General features: G+C 74.0%; 11 protein-coding genes. 2 read left to right on the top strand and 9 right to left on the bottom strand.

Going from position 1 to position 17,302, the window contains the following annotated elements:
- Positions 1-264 (top strand): ATP/GTP-binding protein (locus ACIQI7_RS18775; protein WP_401111026.1); only part of this gene is annotated, 264 nt, incomplete at its 5' end.
- Between the two features lie 114 nt (positions 265-378).
- Here the strand turns inward: ACIQI7_RS18775 and cimA are convergent.
- The 3 genes from cimA to ACIQI7_RS18760 form a co-directional block, all read right to left on the bottom strand.
- Positions 379-1,983, bottom strand: coding sequence for a citramalate synthase (gene cimA / locus ACIQI7_RS18770; protein ID WP_401111023.1), 1,605 nt, complete (start codon positions 1,981-1,983; stop codon positions 379-381).
- 377 nt (positions 1,984-2,360) lie between these two features.
- Positions 2,361-3,473 (bottom strand): branched-chain amino acid aminotransferase, encoded by a 1,113-nt coding sequence (locus ACIQI7_RS18765; RefSeq protein WP_401111020.1) that lies wholly within the window; start codon positions 3,471-3,473, stop codon positions 2,361-2,363.
- A 217-nt stretch (positions 3,474-3,690) separates the two neighbouring features.
- Positions 3,691-4,728, bottom strand: a complete 1,038-nt coding sequence (locus ACIQI7_RS18760) for a 3-isopropylmalate dehydrogenase (RefSeq protein ID WP_401111017.1) — start codon at positions 4,726-4,728, stop codon at positions 3,691-3,693.
- 227 nt (positions 4,729-4,955) lie between these two features.
- On the opposite strand from ACIQI7_RS18760, the gene ACIQI7_RS18755 reads away from it, so the two are divergent.
- Entirely contained in the window at positions 4,956-7,469 is a 2,514-nt protein-coding gene (locus ACIQI7_RS18755; protein ID WP_401111014.1) for a YfhO family protein, read from the top strand.
- Between the two features lie 72 nt (positions 7,470-7,541).
- Here the strand turns inward: ACIQI7_RS18755 and ACIQI7_RS18750 are convergent, their stop codons facing one another.
- The 6 genes from ACIQI7_RS18750 to ACIQI7_RS18725 form a co-directional block, all read right to left on the bottom strand.
- Complete coding sequence (locus tag ACIQI7_RS18750) at positions 7,542-10,910, bottom strand: S8 family serine peptidase (protein WP_401111012.1); 3,369 nt, start codon at positions 10,908-10,910, stop codon at positions 7,542-7,544.
- Between the two features lie 298 nt (positions 10,911-11,208).
- Positions 11,209-11,370, bottom strand: a complete 162-nt coding sequence (locus ACIQI7_RS18745; RefSeq protein WP_401111009.1) for a hypothetical protein — start codon at positions 11,368-11,370, stop codon at positions 11,209-11,211.
- Positions 11,371-11,661: 291 nt separating this feature from the next.
- Positions 11,662-13,242, bottom strand: coding sequence for a phosphoglycerate dehydrogenase (gene serA, locus ACIQI7_RS18740; RefSeq protein ID WP_401111082.1), 1,581 nt, complete (start codon positions 13,240-13,242; stop codon positions 11,662-11,664).
- A gap of 250 nt (positions 13,243-13,492) precedes the next feature.
- A complete protein-coding gene (ilvC, locus tag ACIQI7_RS18735; RefSeq protein ID WP_387750543.1) occupies positions 13,493-14,491 on the bottom strand; it encodes a ketol-acid reductoisomerase in 999 nt (332 codons plus the stop codon).
- A 109-nt stretch (positions 14,492-14,600) separates the two neighbouring features.
- A complete protein-coding gene (gene ilvN, locus ACIQI7_RS18730; RefSeq protein WP_049657946.1) occupies positions 14,601-15,125 on the bottom strand; it encodes an acetolactate synthase small subunit in 525 nt (174 codons plus the stop codon).
- A 38-nt stretch (positions 15,126-15,163) separates the two neighbouring features.
- Positions 15,164-17,017, bottom strand: a complete 1,854-nt coding sequence (locus ACIQI7_RS18725) for an acetolactate synthase large subunit (RefSeq protein ID WP_387750540.1) — start codon at positions 17,015-17,017, stop codon at positions 15,164-15,166.
- Positions 17,018-17,302 lie beyond the last annotated feature (285 nt).

Below are 17,302 nucleotides of genomic sequence, written 5' to 3'. Positions count from 1 at the left end.
ATCGGAGCCATCGTCCTCGTCGACACCCGCCGCCTCGCCGACTGCTTCCCCGCCCTCGACTACTTCGAGAACAGCGGACTGCCCTTCGTCGTCGCCCTCAACGGCTTCGACGGACACCAGCCCCACACCCCCGACGAAGTCCGCGAAGCACTCCAACTCGGCACCGACACCCCCGTCATCACCCTCGACGCCCGCCGCCGCGACAGCGCCAAGAGCGCCCTCATCACCCTCGTCGAACACGCCCTCCTCGCCCGGCTCCGCTGAGCGCGGGCGCCGGGCGGCACCGGACGGGGGCGTCCCGGAGCCGGGCGTGCGGATAGCAGTGGCCCGCGGCACCTCACCCGAGGTCCCGCGGGCCACCGGCGTGTCGCGCGCCGGCTACTCGGTGGGCTCCAGTCCGGCCCGGATCAGTCCGTAGGTGTACGCGTCCTCCAGCGCCAGCCAGGAGGCCGCGACCACGTTGTCCGCCACGCCCACCGTCGACCAGGTGGAGACGCCGTCGGTGGACTCGATCAGCACCCGGGTCTTGGAGCCGGTGCCGTGCTGGCCCTCCAGGATGCGGACCTTGTAGTCCACCAGCTCGAAGGTGGCCAGCGGCGGGTAGATGCCCTCCAGGGCCGTGCGCAGCGCCTGGTCCAGCGCGTTGACCGGGCCGTTGCCCTCACCGGTGGCGATCCGGCGCTCGCCCTTGGCCCACAGCTTGACGGTGGCCTCGTTGCCCGTGAAGCCCTTCGGGCCCTGCTCGCTGATGGTCCGCCAGGACTCCAGGGTGTAGAAGCGGTCCCGGCGGCCGCGCACCTCGTCGCGCAGCAGCAGCTCGAAGGAGGCGTCGGCGGACTCGTAGGTGTAGCCGAGGTTCTCCTGCTCCTTCACCTTGGCCACCACCCGGCCGGCCAGGTCCCGGTCGCTGGAGAGGTCGTAGCCGAGCTCCTTGCCCTTGAGCTCGACGGAGGCCCGGCCGGCCATGTCGGAGACCAGCATCCGCATGGTGTTGCCGACCCGCTCGGGGTCGATGTGCTGGTACAGGTCCGGGTCGACCTTGATCGCCGAGGCGTGCAGGCCCGCCTTGTGGGCGAAGGCCGAGAAGCCGACGTACGGCTGGTGGGTGGACGGGGCCAGGTTGACCAGCTCGGCGATCGCGTGCGAGATCCTGGTCATCTCGGCCAGCCGGCCCGCGGGCAGCACCCTGCGGTCGTACTTGATCTCCAGCGCGCCGACCACCGGGAACAGGTTGGCGTTGCCGACCCGCTCGCCGTAGCCGTTGGCGGTGCACTGCACGTGGGTCGCCCCGGCGTCCACCGCGGCCAGGGTGTTGGCCACCGCGCAGCCGGTGTCGTCCTGGGCGTGGATGCCCAGCCGGGCGCCCGTCCGGGCGAGCACGTCGGCGACGGTCTCCCGGACGCCGGCCGGCAGCATCCCGCCGTTGGTGTCGCAGAGCACCACCACGTCCGCGCCGGCCTCGTGCGCGGTGCGGACCACCGACACGGCGTACTCGGGGTTCGCCCGGTAGCCGTCGAAGAAGTGCTCGCAGTCGATGAACACCCGCCGGCCCCGGGAGCGCAGGAACTCGACGCTGTCCCGAACCATCTCCAGGTTCTCGTCCAGGGTGGTGCGCAGCGCGAGCTCCACGTGCCGGTCGTGCGCCTTGGCCACCAGGGTGATCACCGGGGCGCCGGAGGCGACCAGCGCGGCCAGCTGCGGGTCTTCCGCCGCCTTGCCGCCGGCCCGGCGGGTGGCGCCGAAGGCGACCAGCTGGGCGTGCTCCAGCTCCAGCTCGGCGGCGGCGCGGGCGAAGAACTCGGTGTCCCGCGGGTTGGCTCCGGGCCAGCCGCCCTCGATGAAGCCGACCCCGAACTCGTCCAGGTGCCGGGCGATGGCCAGCTTGTCCGCCACCGTCAGGTTGATGCCCTCCCGCTGTGCTCCGTCGCGCAGCGTGGTGTCGAACACGTGGAAACTGTCGTCGGTACGGGTGACCTCGGTCATGACCCCTGGTTCTCCGTTTCGGGGAGGTAGGTACTGCTCTGCCGGACTTTCCGTCCCGGCTCCACTGTCCAGGATCCCGCGCGCGGTCCCGGTGTCCCCGGGCCCCTTGTGAGGGCCCTCGGCCGGTCCGGGAGAAACAAAAAGACCCCTCGCGGGTGCGAGAGGTCTGCGCGCGGGTCTGGACGCTCGTGGTCGCTCCGCATCGGGTCGTGCGGGAAGCGGTCACTGCGGACCGGCGCGCCTGCTGCTAATAATCAGCGAAAGCGAGGACACGCTCGCAGTCTGGCACAGCCGCCCGGGACCCGGCCCGCCCGTCTCGCGATGCGGAACGGGCGGGCCGGGTGCGGCCCGGGGCGCGGCGGGGGCCGGTGCGGCGATCAGACGATCTTGTGCAGCCAGTGGTGGGTGTCCGGGGTCCGGCCGCCCTGGATCGACAGCAGCGCCTCGCGCAGCTCCATGGTGACCGGGCCGGGCTCGCCGGTGCCGACGGTCCAGTCCGCGGCGGCGGACTTCACCGAGCCGACGGGGGTGATCACGGCGGCGGTGCCGCAGGCGAAGACCTCGGTGAGGGTGCCGTCGGCGTTGGCCTGCTGCCACTCGTCGGTGGAGATCCGGCGCTCCTCGACGGCGTAGCCGAGGTCGGCGGCCAGCTGGAGCAGCGAGTCGCGGGTGATGCCGGGCAGCAGGGCGCCGGACAGCTCCGGGGTGACGATCTTCGCGTCCGCGCCCTCGCCGAAGACGAAGTACAGGTTCATGCCGCCCATCTCCTCGACCCACCGGTGCTCGGCGGCGTCGAGCCAGACCACCTGGTCGCAGCCCTTTTCGGCGGCCTGGGCCTGGGCCACCAGCGAGGCGGCGTAGTTGCCGGCGCACTTGGCGGCGCCGGTGCCGCCGGGCGCGGCCCGGACGTACTCCTTGGACAGCCAGACCGAGACCGGCTTGATGCCGCCCTGGAAGTAGGCGCCGGCCGGCGAGGCGATGATCATGAAGAGGTAGGAGTTGGCCGGGCGGACGCCCAGGCCGACCTCGGTGGCGAACATGAACGGGCGCAGGTAGAGGCTCTGCTCCGGCTCGTTCGGCACCCAGTCCTGCTCCTGGCGGACCAGCAGCTCGACGGCCTCGACGAAGGCCTCCACCGGCAGCTCCGGCATCGCCAGGCGGCGGGCCGAGGCCTGGAAGCGGGCGGCGTTGGCCTCCGGGCGGAAGGTGGCGATGGAGCCGTCGGCCTGGCGGTAGGCCTTCAGGCCCTCGAAGATCGCCTGGCCGTAGTGCAGGGTCATGTTCGCCGGGTCGATCTCCAGCGGCGCGTACGGCGCCAGCTGGGCGTCGTGCCAGCCCACGCCCTCGGTCCAGCGGATGGTGACCATGTGGTCGGTGAAGACCCGGCCGAAGCCCGGGTTGGCCAGCCGGGCCTCGCGCTCCGCTGCGGGCAGCGGGTGGGCGGAGGGCTTGAGGTCGAACGTGATGGGCGCCTGGGTGGCCGTGCTCATGGCTGTTTCCTTCACCGTGGGGTTGGTCCGGGCCGCCACCGCTGCAGAAACGTTTCGGCGAAAAAATCACCGGAATGAACGCACAACGGCACGGCCCACTGTCGATACTCGCATCCAGAGGGCCGTGCCGAACAGCCGTCCGCCCTCATCGAGGGCGGCAGGCCGCGGTTGTGCGGTCCGGCCCGTCAGCCGGAACCCCGCTCTTGGATCCGGCCCGCTAGCCGGATACTCGGCCGGCGAGCGCGTCGCCGACCTGGGAGGTGCTGCGGGGGCCGGAGCGCTCGGCCAGGTCCGCCGCGACGGCGGCCTCGACCGCGGCGGCCTCGGCGGCGAAGCCGAGGTGCTCCAGCAGCATCGCGACCGACAGCACGGTGGCGGTCGGGTCGGCCTTGCCCTGGCCCGCGATGTCCGGCGCCGAGCCGTGCACCGGCTCGAACATGGACGGGAACTCGCCGCTCGGGTTGATGTTGCCGCTCGCGGCCAGGCCGATCCCGCCGGTGACGGCGGCGGCCAGGTCGGTCAGGATGTCGCCGAACAGGTTGTCGGTGACGATGACGTCGAACCGCTCGGGCTGGGTGACGAAGAAGATGGTCGCCGCGTCGACGTGCAGGTAGTCGGTGGTGACCTCGGGGAACTCCCGGCCGACCTCGGCGAAGATCCGCGTCCACAGGTGCCCGGCGTGCACCAGCACGTTGTTCTTGTGCACCAGGGTGAGCTTCCTGCGCGGCCGCGCCTGCGCCCGGCGGTAGGCGTCGCGCACCACGCGCTCGATGCCGTACGCCGTGTTCAGGCTGACCTCGGTGGCCACCTCCTGGGGCGTCCCGGTGCGCAGCGTGCCGCCGTTGCCGACGTACGGGCCCTCGGTGCCCTCGCGGACGACCACGAAGTCGATCTCCGGCTGACCGGCCAGCGGGGACGCCACCCCGGGGAAGAGCCGGCCCGGGCGCAGGTTGATGTGGTGGTCGAAGGCGAACCGCAGCTTGAGCAGCAGCCCCCGCTCCAGCACGCCCGACGGCACGCTCGGGTCGCCGATGGCGCCCAGCAGGATCGCGTCGTGGGACTTCAGCTCCGCCAGGACGTCGTCCGGCAGCGTCTCCCCGGTCCGGTGGTAGCGCCGGGCCCCGAGGTCGTACTCGGTGGTCTCCAGCTTCACGTCGGCGGGAAGCACGGCACCCAGGACCTTGAGGCCTTCGGCCACCACTTCCTGGCCGATTCCGTCACCGGGGACAACTGCGAGACGAATGGTGCGAGACATGCTCGGACCCTACTCCGCCGTCCCAGCCACTGACACCTGCCGTCCACCATGCGGACGCACCGAGGCCGCGCCGCTGCCGTGCCCGCAGCCCCGGGGACGCCCGCGCGGGACGTACCGTGCCCGTGCCCCCTCATCACTCCTCCGGGGGACCGCGGGTTGCCCGGGCGGCGGGTGGGGCGTGCTTAGGGTGGCGGGGTCGGGAGCTGGACGGTGCGGCGGGGGTGCGGATGGGCAGGCGGCGGGAGGTGCTGGTCTGCGGGGGTGCGGCGGGGCTGGCGGCGGGCGGGTACGGGGTGGCGGCGGCGGTGGGCGGGCAGTGGCCGGCCGGGGCGGAGGCGGTCGCCGTGCCGTACCACGCGCACCTGTGGGACCTGCTGCACGGACAGGCCGCCGGGGACCTTCTGGTCAACTGGAACAGCGGCTACGGCGCCCCCTTCCTGGCGGACTTCTTCGCCTACCTGATGAACCCCTTCTCCTGGCCCACCGCGCTCCTCCCCCGCGACCAGGGCCGGCTCGCCGTCCTGCTGGTCACCCTGGCGACCATCGGCCTCGGCACCGCCCTGATGACCCACCTGCTGGGCCGCCTCCACCCCGGCCCGCGCCCGCTGCGGGCGCTCGCCGCCGTCGGGTACGGGCTGTGCGCCTGGGTGCTGGACGTCGGCGGGGCCGCCCCGATGTGGCTCTGGGGCCTGGTCTCGCTGCCGCTGCTCGGCCTGGCCGCCGACTGGTGCCTGCGCGAGCGGCACTGGGTGGCCGGCGCGCTGTGCGTCGCGCTGGCCTGGGCGGGCAACCTGTACACCGCCGCACTGGCCACCCTGGCCGCCGGGCTGCTGTTCGCCGTCCGGCTGTTCGCCGACCCGCGCCCGTTCCGGCGGCGGGTCCGGGCCACCGGCCGGGCCGTCACCATGGCCGCCGCCGGGGTGCTGCTCGCCTCGCCGGCGCTGTTCGTCGCCGTCCTGGCCGCCCGCCGGGCCCAGCCGGAGTCCCCGGTGGATCCGCTCGGCCCGTCCGGCGTCGGCGCCCACCTCGCCCGGCTGCTGCCCGCCACCCACGGCGGGCCGCGGCTGCCGGACGTGGCGATCGGCGTCTTCGGACTGCTGGTGGTCTGCGGGCTGCCGTTCAACCGGCGGGTGCGGCCGCGGGAGCGCGCCCTGTGGTGCGCGGCGCTGGCGCTGGTGGCGGCCGGCTTCGTCTGGACCCCGACCCTGCTGGTCTGGCACGGCCCGGTGATCCCGGTCGGCGGGCCGTACCGGGTGGCCTTCGTGCTCAGCGGGCTGCTGGTGCTGGCGGGGTGGGTGTCGCTGGCGCACCGCCCGGACCCGCTCACCGTGCTGGGCGGCGCCGCCGTGGTGGCGGTGCTCGCCGGCCTGGCGGCGGGCCGGCAGCCGGTGCGCCCGGCCACCTGGGTGCTGCTGGCCGTCGGCGGCGCCGTGCTGTCGGCCGCGCTGTGGCTGCTGGACCGCCGGCCCGCGGACCGGCGGGCGCACGCGCTCGCCACCTGGGCGATCGGCGGCGCGGTGCTGGGCAACGCCGTCTGGTCCGGGTCCGCGGTGCTCGGCGCGGCCCCCGGGGACGGGGTCTCCCCGGCGGCCGTCCGGGCCGGGCACGCGGCGCTGCGCGCGGCCGCCGACTGGCCGCGCGGCCGCGACGACCCCGGGCCGCACGCCTTCACCCCCAACGACCCGCTGCTGCTGAACGGCCAGGGCGGCGGCTACTTCAGCAGCTACCTGCCGACCGTCACCGCCCTGCTGCTGCACGACCTCGGCGCGGGCTGGACGGCCGGCGGACGGCAGACCGCGAGCGTCACCGAGCCGGTCGGGCAGGCGCTGTTCGGCGTCCGCACCCACCTCGACGGCGCCGGGCCGGACGCCTCGGCGCGCGCCTTCACCCCGGTCCGGGCGGCCGCCGCACCGCCGCTGGTCACCGTGCTGCCCCCGGGTGCCCGGACGGAGACCTCCTCGGTCTGGGCCCGGCAGGAGTCGCTGCTCGGCAGCCAGGTGTACGACGCGCCCCTGCCCGTCCCGGCGGGCGGCCCGGCGCCCTTCCTGCACGGCACCAGCGGCTGGTCGGTGCCGAGCGGCGAGGAGGGCACGGTGTTCACCGCCACCTGCACGCCGGGCGGGACGGCCTTCTTCCACGGGCTCTGGTACCGGGGCACGGTCAGCGCTCTCGGCACCGGCTTCCGCAGCGACGGCGAGCAGCCCACCACGGCCGTGCCGATCCACCGGCTGGGGACCGTCCCGGCGGACGGCGTCGTCCGGGTGACCCTGCGGTCGGACGTGGTGAGCCAGGTCCCGGCCCGCCCGATCGGCTGCCTGCGGGCCGGCGCGCTGGAGGCCGCCGTCGCCCGGCTCACCGCGACCGGCGCCACCCGGGTGGAGGCCGGCGGGCACACCGTCACCGCGGCTCTCCCGGCGGGGTCCACCGGCACCGCGCTGCTCTCCGTCCCGGCCACCGAGGGCTGGACCTGCGCGGTGGACGGCGGGCGCCGCGCCGCCCCCACCCCGGTGCTCGGCATGATCGGCGTCCCGCTGGGCGGCGGGGCCTCCCGGATCGACTGCGCCTTCCGCCCGCCCGGCCTCACCGGGGGCCTCACCGTCGCCTCGGCCACCGCGGCGGTGCTCGCCCTGGTGGCCGTCTTCGCCCGGCTCTCCCACCGCCCGCTCCGCCGCGCGGCCCGTCTCCCGCGCCGCGACCGCCGCCGGGCGGGCGGAGACCGGCCCCTGACCGCCGGAACCTGACCGACGGGCCTTGTGGCAGAGGGCGGCCCACCGGGAGTCCGGTGGGCCGCCCTCGGGCCGGAGGCCCCGCGGTCAGGGCAGGTCGAACACCTGGGCCCGCCGCTCGACCGGGTTGAGGTGGTACAGCAGCAGGAGCCGCGAGGTGTCGCCCGGCGCCCGGCGCACGGCGAGGACGCTGCCCGGCCCGGCCGGGACCACCACCGCCGCCGGGCCGTCGAGGCCGACGCTCGCGGTGAGCGCGGGGTGCAGCACGTCCAGCGGGACGGACGGGGTGGTGCCGTCCAGCCCGATGGCGGAGAGCGCCTCGGCCGCGTCCGGGGTCCCGCCCCCGGCGTAGCCGGTCCAGACGCCGTAGCGGACGGTGCTGTGCCCGGGCCCGACGCCGGGCAGGGCGCCCAGCCGGACGGGCAGCACCAGGACGTCGCTGTCCAGCAGGGCGGTGTCGGTGTCGCCCCAGTGGGCGTTGAGCGGCTGGACGTCCAGTTCGGCGCCGGTGCGGGCGTCCAGGGCGCGGGAGACCAGGACGTCGCTGCCGCGCTGCCGGTCGGCCTTGAGGACGACGTCGGTGCTGCCGTCCCCGTCGGTGTCCAGCGCCACCCGCACTGCGTACAGCCCCACCGGGGTGACTGCGGGAGCCCACAACTGGGCTGCCACGTACAGTAGTTCGGAGTCGACGGCGGCACCGGCCGCGCGCAGGTCGGCGGACCGCTCGCCGGGGTGCTCGACGCAGAGCTCGTCCGCCGGGTCCGGCTCCTGCGCCGCGGCCCCGGGCCGGACGCCCGCGCCCGGCGCGACCTCCGAGCCGCTGCCGCCGGGCGGGCAGTCGGGCCAGCGGACCCCTTCGCCGCCGAGGGCGAAGGCACCGACCAGCCCGGGCCGCCCGCCGGGCGCGGCCCTGCCGCCGAGGGCGACCAGGGTGCCGTCCCGGGCGGTGCGGACGGCGGCCGCCACCGCGAGCTCGCCGGTCGGGTGCGGGGCGGCCAGCACCGGGACCCGCAGCTGCGGCAGCCCGCCGTCGCCGACCGGGGTGAGCAGCACCCGGCCGGAGAGCTCGCCCCGGTAGGTGCGGGCCCGGCCGCCCTGCACGGTGTCGATGGTCGGGTCGGGCGCGCGCCCCAGCTCCCCCGGGACGGACAGCGTCACCAGCACCCGCGCGGTGCCGCCCGCCGGGACGTCGACCCGGGCCGGCGCCACCCGGTAGGAGGCGCCGGGCAGTTCGGTGGCCGCCGCGTACGAGGTGCGGTAGGCCAGCGGCGCGTCCGAGGTGTTGCGCACCTCGATCTCCCGGGTGGCCTCCGTCGGCCCGTCGACCTCGACCGGGCCGAAGGAGACCCCGACGCCGCCCTCCACCGCGCCCTCCCCCGCCGCGTAGGCGACGGCGGGCGTGCGGACCGCCTGGTCGACGCGGACCCGCCCGGCTCCGGTGCGCTCGGGCCCGTAGACCGGCCCGCCGCGGTCGTCGCCGAGGAAGGTGTCCACGGTGGTGTTCATCAGCGCGGCCTTGACCTGCTCGACCGGCCAGTCCGGGTGCGCGGCGCGGACCAGCGCGGCGAGCCCGGCCACGTGCGGGGCGGCCATCGAGGTGCCGCTCTCGCGCTGGCCGCCGGCGCCGCTGCCGACCAGGGTGGACCAGATGCTCTCGCCGGGGGCGGCCAGGTCGGGCTTGACCACGCCCGGCACCCCGATGCCGCGCGAGGTGAAGTCGGTCAGGGTGTCGACCCGGGCCGGCTGGTCCTGGGCGACGGAGCCGTGCAGGGGGTTGCCGGGCGCGGCGAGCCGGACCACGACGGGCCCGGCGGCCGCGGCCCGCCGCAGCCGTTCGCCGTCGGCGTGCGCCAGCAGCGCGGCCGGGATCCGGTCGTCGCCGGAGATCTCGGCGAGGTGGTCGGAGTCGGCGGCGTACAGCGCGCCGATCGCGCCCGCGTCGGCGGCGTGGTCGGCGCGCGGGCCGGAGTTGCAGGCCCGGTCGGCCTCCCGGGTGCGCCAGGTGAGCAGGGCGATCCGCCCGGCCAGCCGCTGCCGGTCGGCCCCGCTGAACGCGGTGCAGCCGTCCGCCTGGTCGGCGGGCAGGGCCAGTTCGCCGCTGACGTCGGCGGTGGACCAGCCCTGGTAGCGCTCGCTCCAGTGCGCCGGGACGACCCCGGCCTGGTCGGCGGGGGCGAGCACGGTGATGCCGTCCACGTCGGCGTGCCCGTGCACCGAGGCGGCGACGGTGATCGCCCGGGCGGCGGTGCCGGGGCTGCCGCCGATGCCGTACACGTCGCCGTCGTTGCCCGCCGCCGCGACCACGGCGGTGCCCAGCTCCACGAGCCGGTCGACGGCCAGGGCGTCGGTGTCGTCGGTGCTGCCGAAGTGGCTGCCGAGCGAGAGGTTGACGACGTCCAGCCGGTCGCTCAGGTCGCCGTCCCCGTTCGGGTCGGCGGCCAGGTCGAGCGCCTCGGTGACCCGGTCGGTGGAGCCGTCGCAGCCGAACACCCGGATCGCGTAGAGCTGCGCGCCCGGGGCGGTGCCGGGGCCGATCCGGAAGCCGGCCGGGTCCAGCCCGGGCCCGTACGGGCCGGTGTACGGGCGGCCGTCGGCGGTGACGCCGTACCCGGCCGCGGTGCCGGCCACGTGGGTGCCGTGCCCGTTGCGCACGCAGTCGATCGGGTTGTCGCTGGGGTGCGGCACCGGCTGGTGGTGCGGGGAGGCCGGGTCGGGGTCGTAGTCGTCGCCGACCAGGTCCCTGCCGCCGACCACCTTGGCGTTGGGGAACAGCGCGGGCGGTGCGGGCCGGCCGCGCTCGACCGAGCGGAAGGCCTCCTCGGTGCCGGGGCCGCCGAAGTCGGCGTGGGTGTAGTCGATGCCGCTGTCGATGATCCCGATCCGGGTGCCCCGGCCGGTGCCGGCCGCCTGGTCGCTGGCCCAGACCTGCGGGGCGCCGGTCAGCGGGACGGAGTGGGCGTTGGCGCGCCGCTTGGCGACGATCGGGTGGACGGCCCGGACGCCCGGCAGCGCCCGCAGCGCGGGCAGCCGGTCGGCGGGCGCGCTGACCGCGAGGCCGGCGAGCACGGTCCGGGTCCGGTAGAGCTCGCGGGCGGTGGGTGCGGCCCGGTGGACGGCGCCGGCGAGCCGGTCGAGCGCGTCCCCGGCCCGGGCCCGCTGGGCCGCCCCGGCCCGCGCGGCCTCCTGCCGGACGGCTTCCGGGGAACGCCGGGCCCGCCGGGCCCCGTCGGCGGCCCGCTGCCAGGCGGAGCCGGCCGTCTCGGTGCCGAGTTCGAGCAGGACGGAAGCCGTTCGGCCCGGCCCCGGTGGTCCGGCGGACGGCGGCCCGGCGGACGGTGGTCCCGCGGTCGGTGGGCCGCCGGCCGCCGGGGTGGCGGCGAGGACGGCGCCTCCGGCCAGCAGGACCAGGGTGAGGCCGATCCGGGCGACGGGTCGGCGGACGGATGGCAGACGCACTGGGCCCTCTCCCCCGGCAGGGGGACTGATCCGCACTCCGTGTCGCTGACGCTCGCCCACGCGAACGTCGATCACCCCTCCGAGGGCCCCGAATTTAGGATGATCGCGCCGACGGGGACGAGCAACTTCCCTCGGACGGAACGAGGTTGCACTCTACTGGGTGACGTCCTGACGCCCCGTACGGCCCATTCGGCGGATGAACGCCACCAGCCGGACTTCACCGACCGGACGTCACCGGCCGACCGGACCACCGGCCGGACGCCATCATCGGCCCGTCCCGGCCCGACAACGGAGCCGCTCAGAGGTGGCCGGTCATGCCGCCGTTGTCCCGGCGGTCCAGCGAGCGCTGCAGCGCGGCGGCCGCGAAGGGGTTCCGCTCGGCGGCCCGGCGGCGGCGCGGGGCACGGACGGGGGTGGCGGCGGGGGCGGAAGTGGCGTGACGGTCGGCGGTCGGCGACATACCGGGCTCCTTGGGAACGGCGCCGCGACGGGCGGCGCGAAGAGGGGGAGGGAGCGCGGGAGCAGGGGTCACCCGCTCGTGAGGGCGCACGCGCACACGGGCCGCAGACCCTGGCTACAGGGGCGGCACACCGTATGGCCCTTCCACGGTACGGCCGCGCCCGGGCCGTGTCTGCACGAATACTTGGATTTCCTAGTATCTGAGACGGGTGTCACCCGGGAGAACGCAGCAGGGCCCGGTCCGCCGTTCGAACGGCGGACCGGGCCCCGGAGCCCTGTGCGAACCGGAGGATCAGCCCAGGTCGACCGAGCGCGCGAAGCGGGCGCCGATCTCGGCCGCGATGGCCGACAGCACCTCCTGCGGGATCTCGGTGTCCACGGTGATGGAGGCCAGCGCGCTGCCGCCGTCGCGGGCGACCTGCATGCCGGCGATGTTGATGCCCGCGTCGCCGAGGTGGCGGCCGAGCACGCCGACCACGCCGGGGCGGTCCTCGTACTTGAAGAAGGCCATGTGGTCGGTGAGCGCCACGTCCACGTCGAAGGCGTCCACGCCGACGATCTTCTGGGTCTGCTTGGGGCCCGCCAGCGTGCCGGAGATGGCGATCTCCTCGCCGTTCCCGAGCGTGCCGCGGACGGTGATCACGTTGCGGTGCTCGGGGCTCTCGCTGGAGGTGGTCAGGCGGACCTCGACACCGCGCTCCTGGGCGAACAGCGGGGCGTTGACGTAGGACACCGTCTCCGCCACGACGTCCTCGAAGACGCCCTTCAGCGCGGACAGTTCGAGCACCTTCACGTCGTGCTGGGTGATCTCGCCGCGGACCTCGACGTCGAGGCGGACGGCCACCTCGCCGGCCAGCGCGGTGAAGATCCGGCCGAGCTTCTCGGCCAGCGGCAGGCCCGGGCGGACGTCCTCGGCGATCACGCCGCCCTGGACGTTCACCGCGTCCGGCACCAGCTCGCCGGCCAGCGCGAGGCGCACCGACCGGGCGACCGCGATGCCGGCCTTCTCCTGCGCCTCGTCGGTGGAGGCGCCCAGGTGCGGGGTGGCGACCACGTTGTCGAAGGCGAACAGCGGGGAGTCGGTGCACGGCTCCTTGGCGTACACGTCCAGGCCCGCGCCGGCCACCCGGCCCTCGCGCAGCGCGCCGGCCAGCGCCTCCTCGTCCACGATGCCGCCGCGGGCGGCGTTCACGATGCGGACGGTCGGCTTGACCTTGTGCAGCGCCTCGTCGCCGATCAGGCCGATCGTCTCCGGGGTCTTGGGGAGGTGGACGGTGATGAAGTCCGAGACCTCCAGCAGCTCCTCCAGCGAGACCAGCTTGACGCCCATCTGCGCGGCGCGGGCGGCCTGGATGTAGGGGTCGTACGCGACGATCTTCATCCCGAACGCGGACATCCGCTGGGCGACCAGGACACCGATCCGGCCGAGGCCGACGACGCCGAGGGTCTTCTCGCTCAGCTCGACGCCGGTGTACTTGTTGCGCTTCCACTCGCCCTGCTTGAGCGCGGCGTTGGCCGGCGCGATGTTGCGGGCGACGGAGATCAGCAGGCCGCAGGCGAGCTCGGCGGCGGTGACGATGTTGGAGGTCGGCGCGTTGACGACCATCACGCCGGCCTTGGTGGCGGCGGCGACGTCGACGTTGTCCAGGCCGACGCCGGCCCGGGCGACCACCTTGAGCTTGCGGGCGGCGGCCAGCGCCTCCGCGTCGACCTTGGTGGCGGAGCGGATCAGGATCGCGTCGACGTCGGCGATCGCGGTGAGCAGCTCGGTGCGGTCGGCGCCGTTGCAGTGCCGGATCTCGAAGTCGGGGCCGAGGGCGTCGACGGTGGCGGGCGAGAGCTCCTCGGCGATCAGAACTACGCCGGTCTTCACAGTGTTCACAGTGCTCACGACAGTGGGTCCTTAACTGTCCGGTTCCCCCGGGCACGTAGGTGGCCGTGGAGGGCGGGGGAAGGTGGCATGCCGCGTGAGTAGACGCACGACGCTGTGGGCCTGACGCGCACTCGGAGTGTATCGACGGGCTGGACAGCGGGCTGCTCCCGTCCGGCGAAATCACTCGGACGAGAGCAGCCTACTTGTACAAGGAAGTTACAAAATCGGGGCCGGAACGGCCCTGACCGGGTCAGGCCTTCTCGTTGACCCAGCTCATCAGCGAGCGCAGCTTCTTGCCGGTGGTCTCCAGCAGGTGGTCCTCGTCGGCCTTCTTGTACTCGTTGTACTTGGGCAGACCCGCCTTGTACTCGGCGATCCAGGTGTTGGCGAAGGTGCCGTCCTGGATCTCGGCGAGGACCTTCTTCATCTCGGCCTTGGTGGCGTCGGTGATGATCCGCGGGCCGGTGACGTAGTCGCCCCACTCGGCGGTCTCGGAGACCGACCAGCGCATCTTCTCCAGGCCGCCCTCGTACATCAGGTCGACGATGAGCTTCAGCTCGTGCAGGCACTCGAAGTAGGCGATCTCCGGCTGGTAGCCGGCCTCGACCAGGGTCTCGAAACCGGCCTTCACCAGGGCGGCGGTGCCACCGCAGAGGACGGCCTGCTCGCCGAACAGGTCGGTCTCGGTCTCCTCGGTGAAGGTGGTCTTGATGACGCCGGCCTTGGTGGCGCCCAGGCCCTTGGCGTACGACAGCGCCAGCGCGAAGGCCTGGCCCGAGGCGTCCTGCTCGACGGCGACGATCGCGGGGACGCCGCGGCCCTCCTCGTACTGGCGGCGGACCAGGTGGCCCGGGCCCTTCGGGGCGACCATGCAGACGTCGACGTCCGCCGGGGGCTTGATGAAGCCGAAGCGGATGTTCAGACCGTGGCCGAAGAACAGGGCGTCGCCGGCCTTCAGGTGCGGGGCGATGTCGGCCTCGTAGACGTCGGCCTGGATCGGGTCCGGCACCAGGATCATGATGACGTCGGCCTCGGCCGCCGCCTCGGCCGGGGTGACGACGCGCAGGCCGGCCTCCTCCGCCTTGGCGCGGGACTTGGACTCCGGCTTCAGGCCGACCCGGACGTCGGCGCCGGAGTCGCGCAGCGACAGCGCGTGGGCGTGGCCCTGGCTGCCGTAGCCGATGACCGCGACCTTGCGGCCCTGGATGATGGACAGGTCGGCGTCGTCTTCGTAGAACAGCTCGGCCACGGGGGCACATCTCCTTGCGTGATGGTTGCCGGGTACGCGGTACTCACCGTATGCGCACCGGCGGGGGGTTTGGGTCTTCGCTTCGGGACTTGAGACGGTCTCGCGCTGTTTACGCGCTGCGGTCCAGGGCGCGCAGCGAGCGGTCCGTGATGGAGCGCGCGCCGCGGCCGATGGCGACCAGGCCGGACTGGACCAACTCCTTGATGCCGTAAGGCTCCAGCATCCGGAGCATGGCCTCCAGCTTGTCCGAACTGCCGGTGGCCTCGATGGTCACCGCTTCGGGCGACACGTCGACGGTCTTGGCACGGAACAGCTGGACGATCTCGACGATCTGCGACCGGGTCTCGTTGTCGGCGCGGACCTTCACCAGGACCAGTTCCCGCTGGATCGCAGCGGACTGGTCGAGTTCGACGATCTTTATCACGTTCACGAGCTTGTTGAGCTGCTTGGTGACCTGTTCCAGCGGGAGGTCCTCGACGTTGACCACGATCGTCATCCGGGACACGTCCGGATGCTCGGTCGAGCCGACGGCGAGGGAGTCGATGTTGAAGCCCCGCCGGGAGAACAGCGCGGCGATGCGGGCGAGCACGCCGGGCTTGTTCTCGACCAGGACGGAGAGGGTGTGCTTGGACATGGGATTCCTCAGGCGTTCCGGGTGGGCTGGCAGGGACATCAGTCGAGGTCGTCGCCGAAGTCGGGGCGCACGCCCTTGGCGAACTGGATCTCGTCGTTGCTGGTGCCGGCCGCGACCATCGGCCAGACCATGGCGTCCTGGTGGACGATGAAGTCGATGACCACCGGGCGGTCGTTGATCTCCATCGCCTGCCTGATGACCGCGTCGAGGTCCTCGGGGCGCTCGCAGCGCAGGCCCACGCAGCCCATCGCCTCGGACAGCAGGACGAAGTCGGGGATCCGGGTGCCCTGGGCCGGCGGCTCGATGCCGTCGTGGCCGGGGCCGGAGTGCAGCACCGTGTTGGAGTAGCGCTGGTTGTAGAACAGCGTCTGCCACTGCCGGACCATGCCCAGCGAGCCGTTGTTGATGACCGCGACCTTGATCGGGATGCCGTTCAGGGCGCAGGTGACCAGCTCCTGGTTGGTCATCTGGAAGCAGCCGTCGCCGTCGATGGCCCAGACCGCGCTCTCCGGGCGGCCGGCCTTGGCGCCCATCGCCGCGGGGACGGCGTAGCCCATCGTGCCGGCGCCGCCCGAGTTGAGCCAGGTGCCCGGCTTCTCGAACTGGATGAACTGCGAGCTCCACATCTGGTGCTGGCCCACGCCCGCGGCGTAGATCGCGTCGGGGCCGACCAGCCGGCCGATCCGCTCGATGACCTGCTGCGGCGAGAGCTGTCCGTTCGGGGCGGGCTCGTAGCCGAGCGGGTAGGTCCGCTTCCACTCGTCGAGCCGCTCCCACCACTCGGTGTAGTCGCCCTTGTGGCCGGCGTCGAACTCGGCCTGGACGGCGACGATCAGGTCGGCGAGCACCTCGCGGGCGTCGCCGACGATCGGCACGTCCGCCGGGCGGTTCTTGCCGATCTCGGCCGGGTCGATGTCGGCGTGGACGACCTTGGCGTTGGGGGCGAAGCCGTCCAGCTTGCCGGTGACGCGGTCGTCGAAGCGGGCGCCGAGGGTGAACAGCAGGTCGGACTTCTGGAGCGCGGTGACGGCCGGGACGGAGCCGTGCATGCCGGGCATGCCCAGGTGCTGCGGGTGGCTGTCCGGGAAGGCGCCGAGCGCCATCAGGGTGGTGACCACCGGGGCGCCGGTCAGCTCGGCGAGGATCCGCAGCTCGGCGGTGGCCCGCGCCTTGAGCACGCCGCCGCCGACGTACAGCACCGGGCGCTTGGCGCCGACCAGCATCTTCGCGGCCTCGCGGATCTGCTTGGCGTGCGGCTTGGTCACCGGCCGGTAGCCGGGCAGCGCGGTCTCGACCGGCCAGCGGAAGGTGGTGGTCGCCTGGAGCGCGTCCTTGGCGATGTCGACCAGGACCGGGCCGGGGCGGCCGGTGGCGGCGATGTGGAACGCCTCGGCGATCACCCGGGGGATCTCGGCCGGGTCGGTGACCAGGTAGTTGTGCTTGGTGATCGGCATCGTGATGCCGCAGATGTCCGCCTCCTGGAAGGCGTCGGTGCCGATCGCCTTGGAGGAGACCTGGCCGGTGATGGCGACGACCGGCACCGAGTCCATGTACGCGTCGGCGATCGGGGTGACCAGGTTGGTCGCACCCGGGCCGGAGGTCGCCATGCAGACCCCGACCCGGCCGGTGGCCTGGGCGTAGCCGGTGGCGGCGTGACCGGCGCCCTGCTCGTGCCGGACGAGGATGTGGCGCACCTTGACGGAGTCCATCAGGGGGTCGTACGCGGGAAGGATGGCCCCGCCCGGGATGCCGAAGACGGTGTCCGCGCCCACGGCCTCCAGGGAGCGGATGAGCGACTGGGCGCCGGTCATGGTCTCGACGACGTGCTGGGGAGCGGGAGCGTTGGCGGCCGGGTTGTCCCCGCGGCGGGGGGATGCGGCGTGCTCAGTCATCTGCCTGTCTCTTCTCGGATTTTGCCGACCCGGTGCTGCGGGCCCCGGTGCTGCGAGGGTGGGGTCCCGGTCCGGGCCGATCGCCGGCTCTGCCTCAATCGTCCCGCTCGGTCCGACGGATCGGACGTGATCGGGCGGCCGAGGCCAGGGGTCTTGCGGAGGTGGAACAGCGTCAGTGCAACAAAAAACCCCTCGTGCCCAAGGGCATGCGAGGGGTGGCGCGTCGGTCTGTCACGAGCAGGGCGTACGAGCCCACTCAGCCGACGCGCCCGCCAAGTACGAGAA

Origin of the sequence: Kitasatospora sp. NPDC092039 (assembly GCF_044756065.1) — a bacterium.
Taxonomy (GTDB): domain Bacteria; phylum Actinomycetota; class Actinomycetes; order Streptomycetales; family Streptomycetaceae; genus Kitasatospora.
Note: the sequence above shows the minus strand (reverse complement) of the source record. Positions and strands in the feature narration are given on the sequence as shown.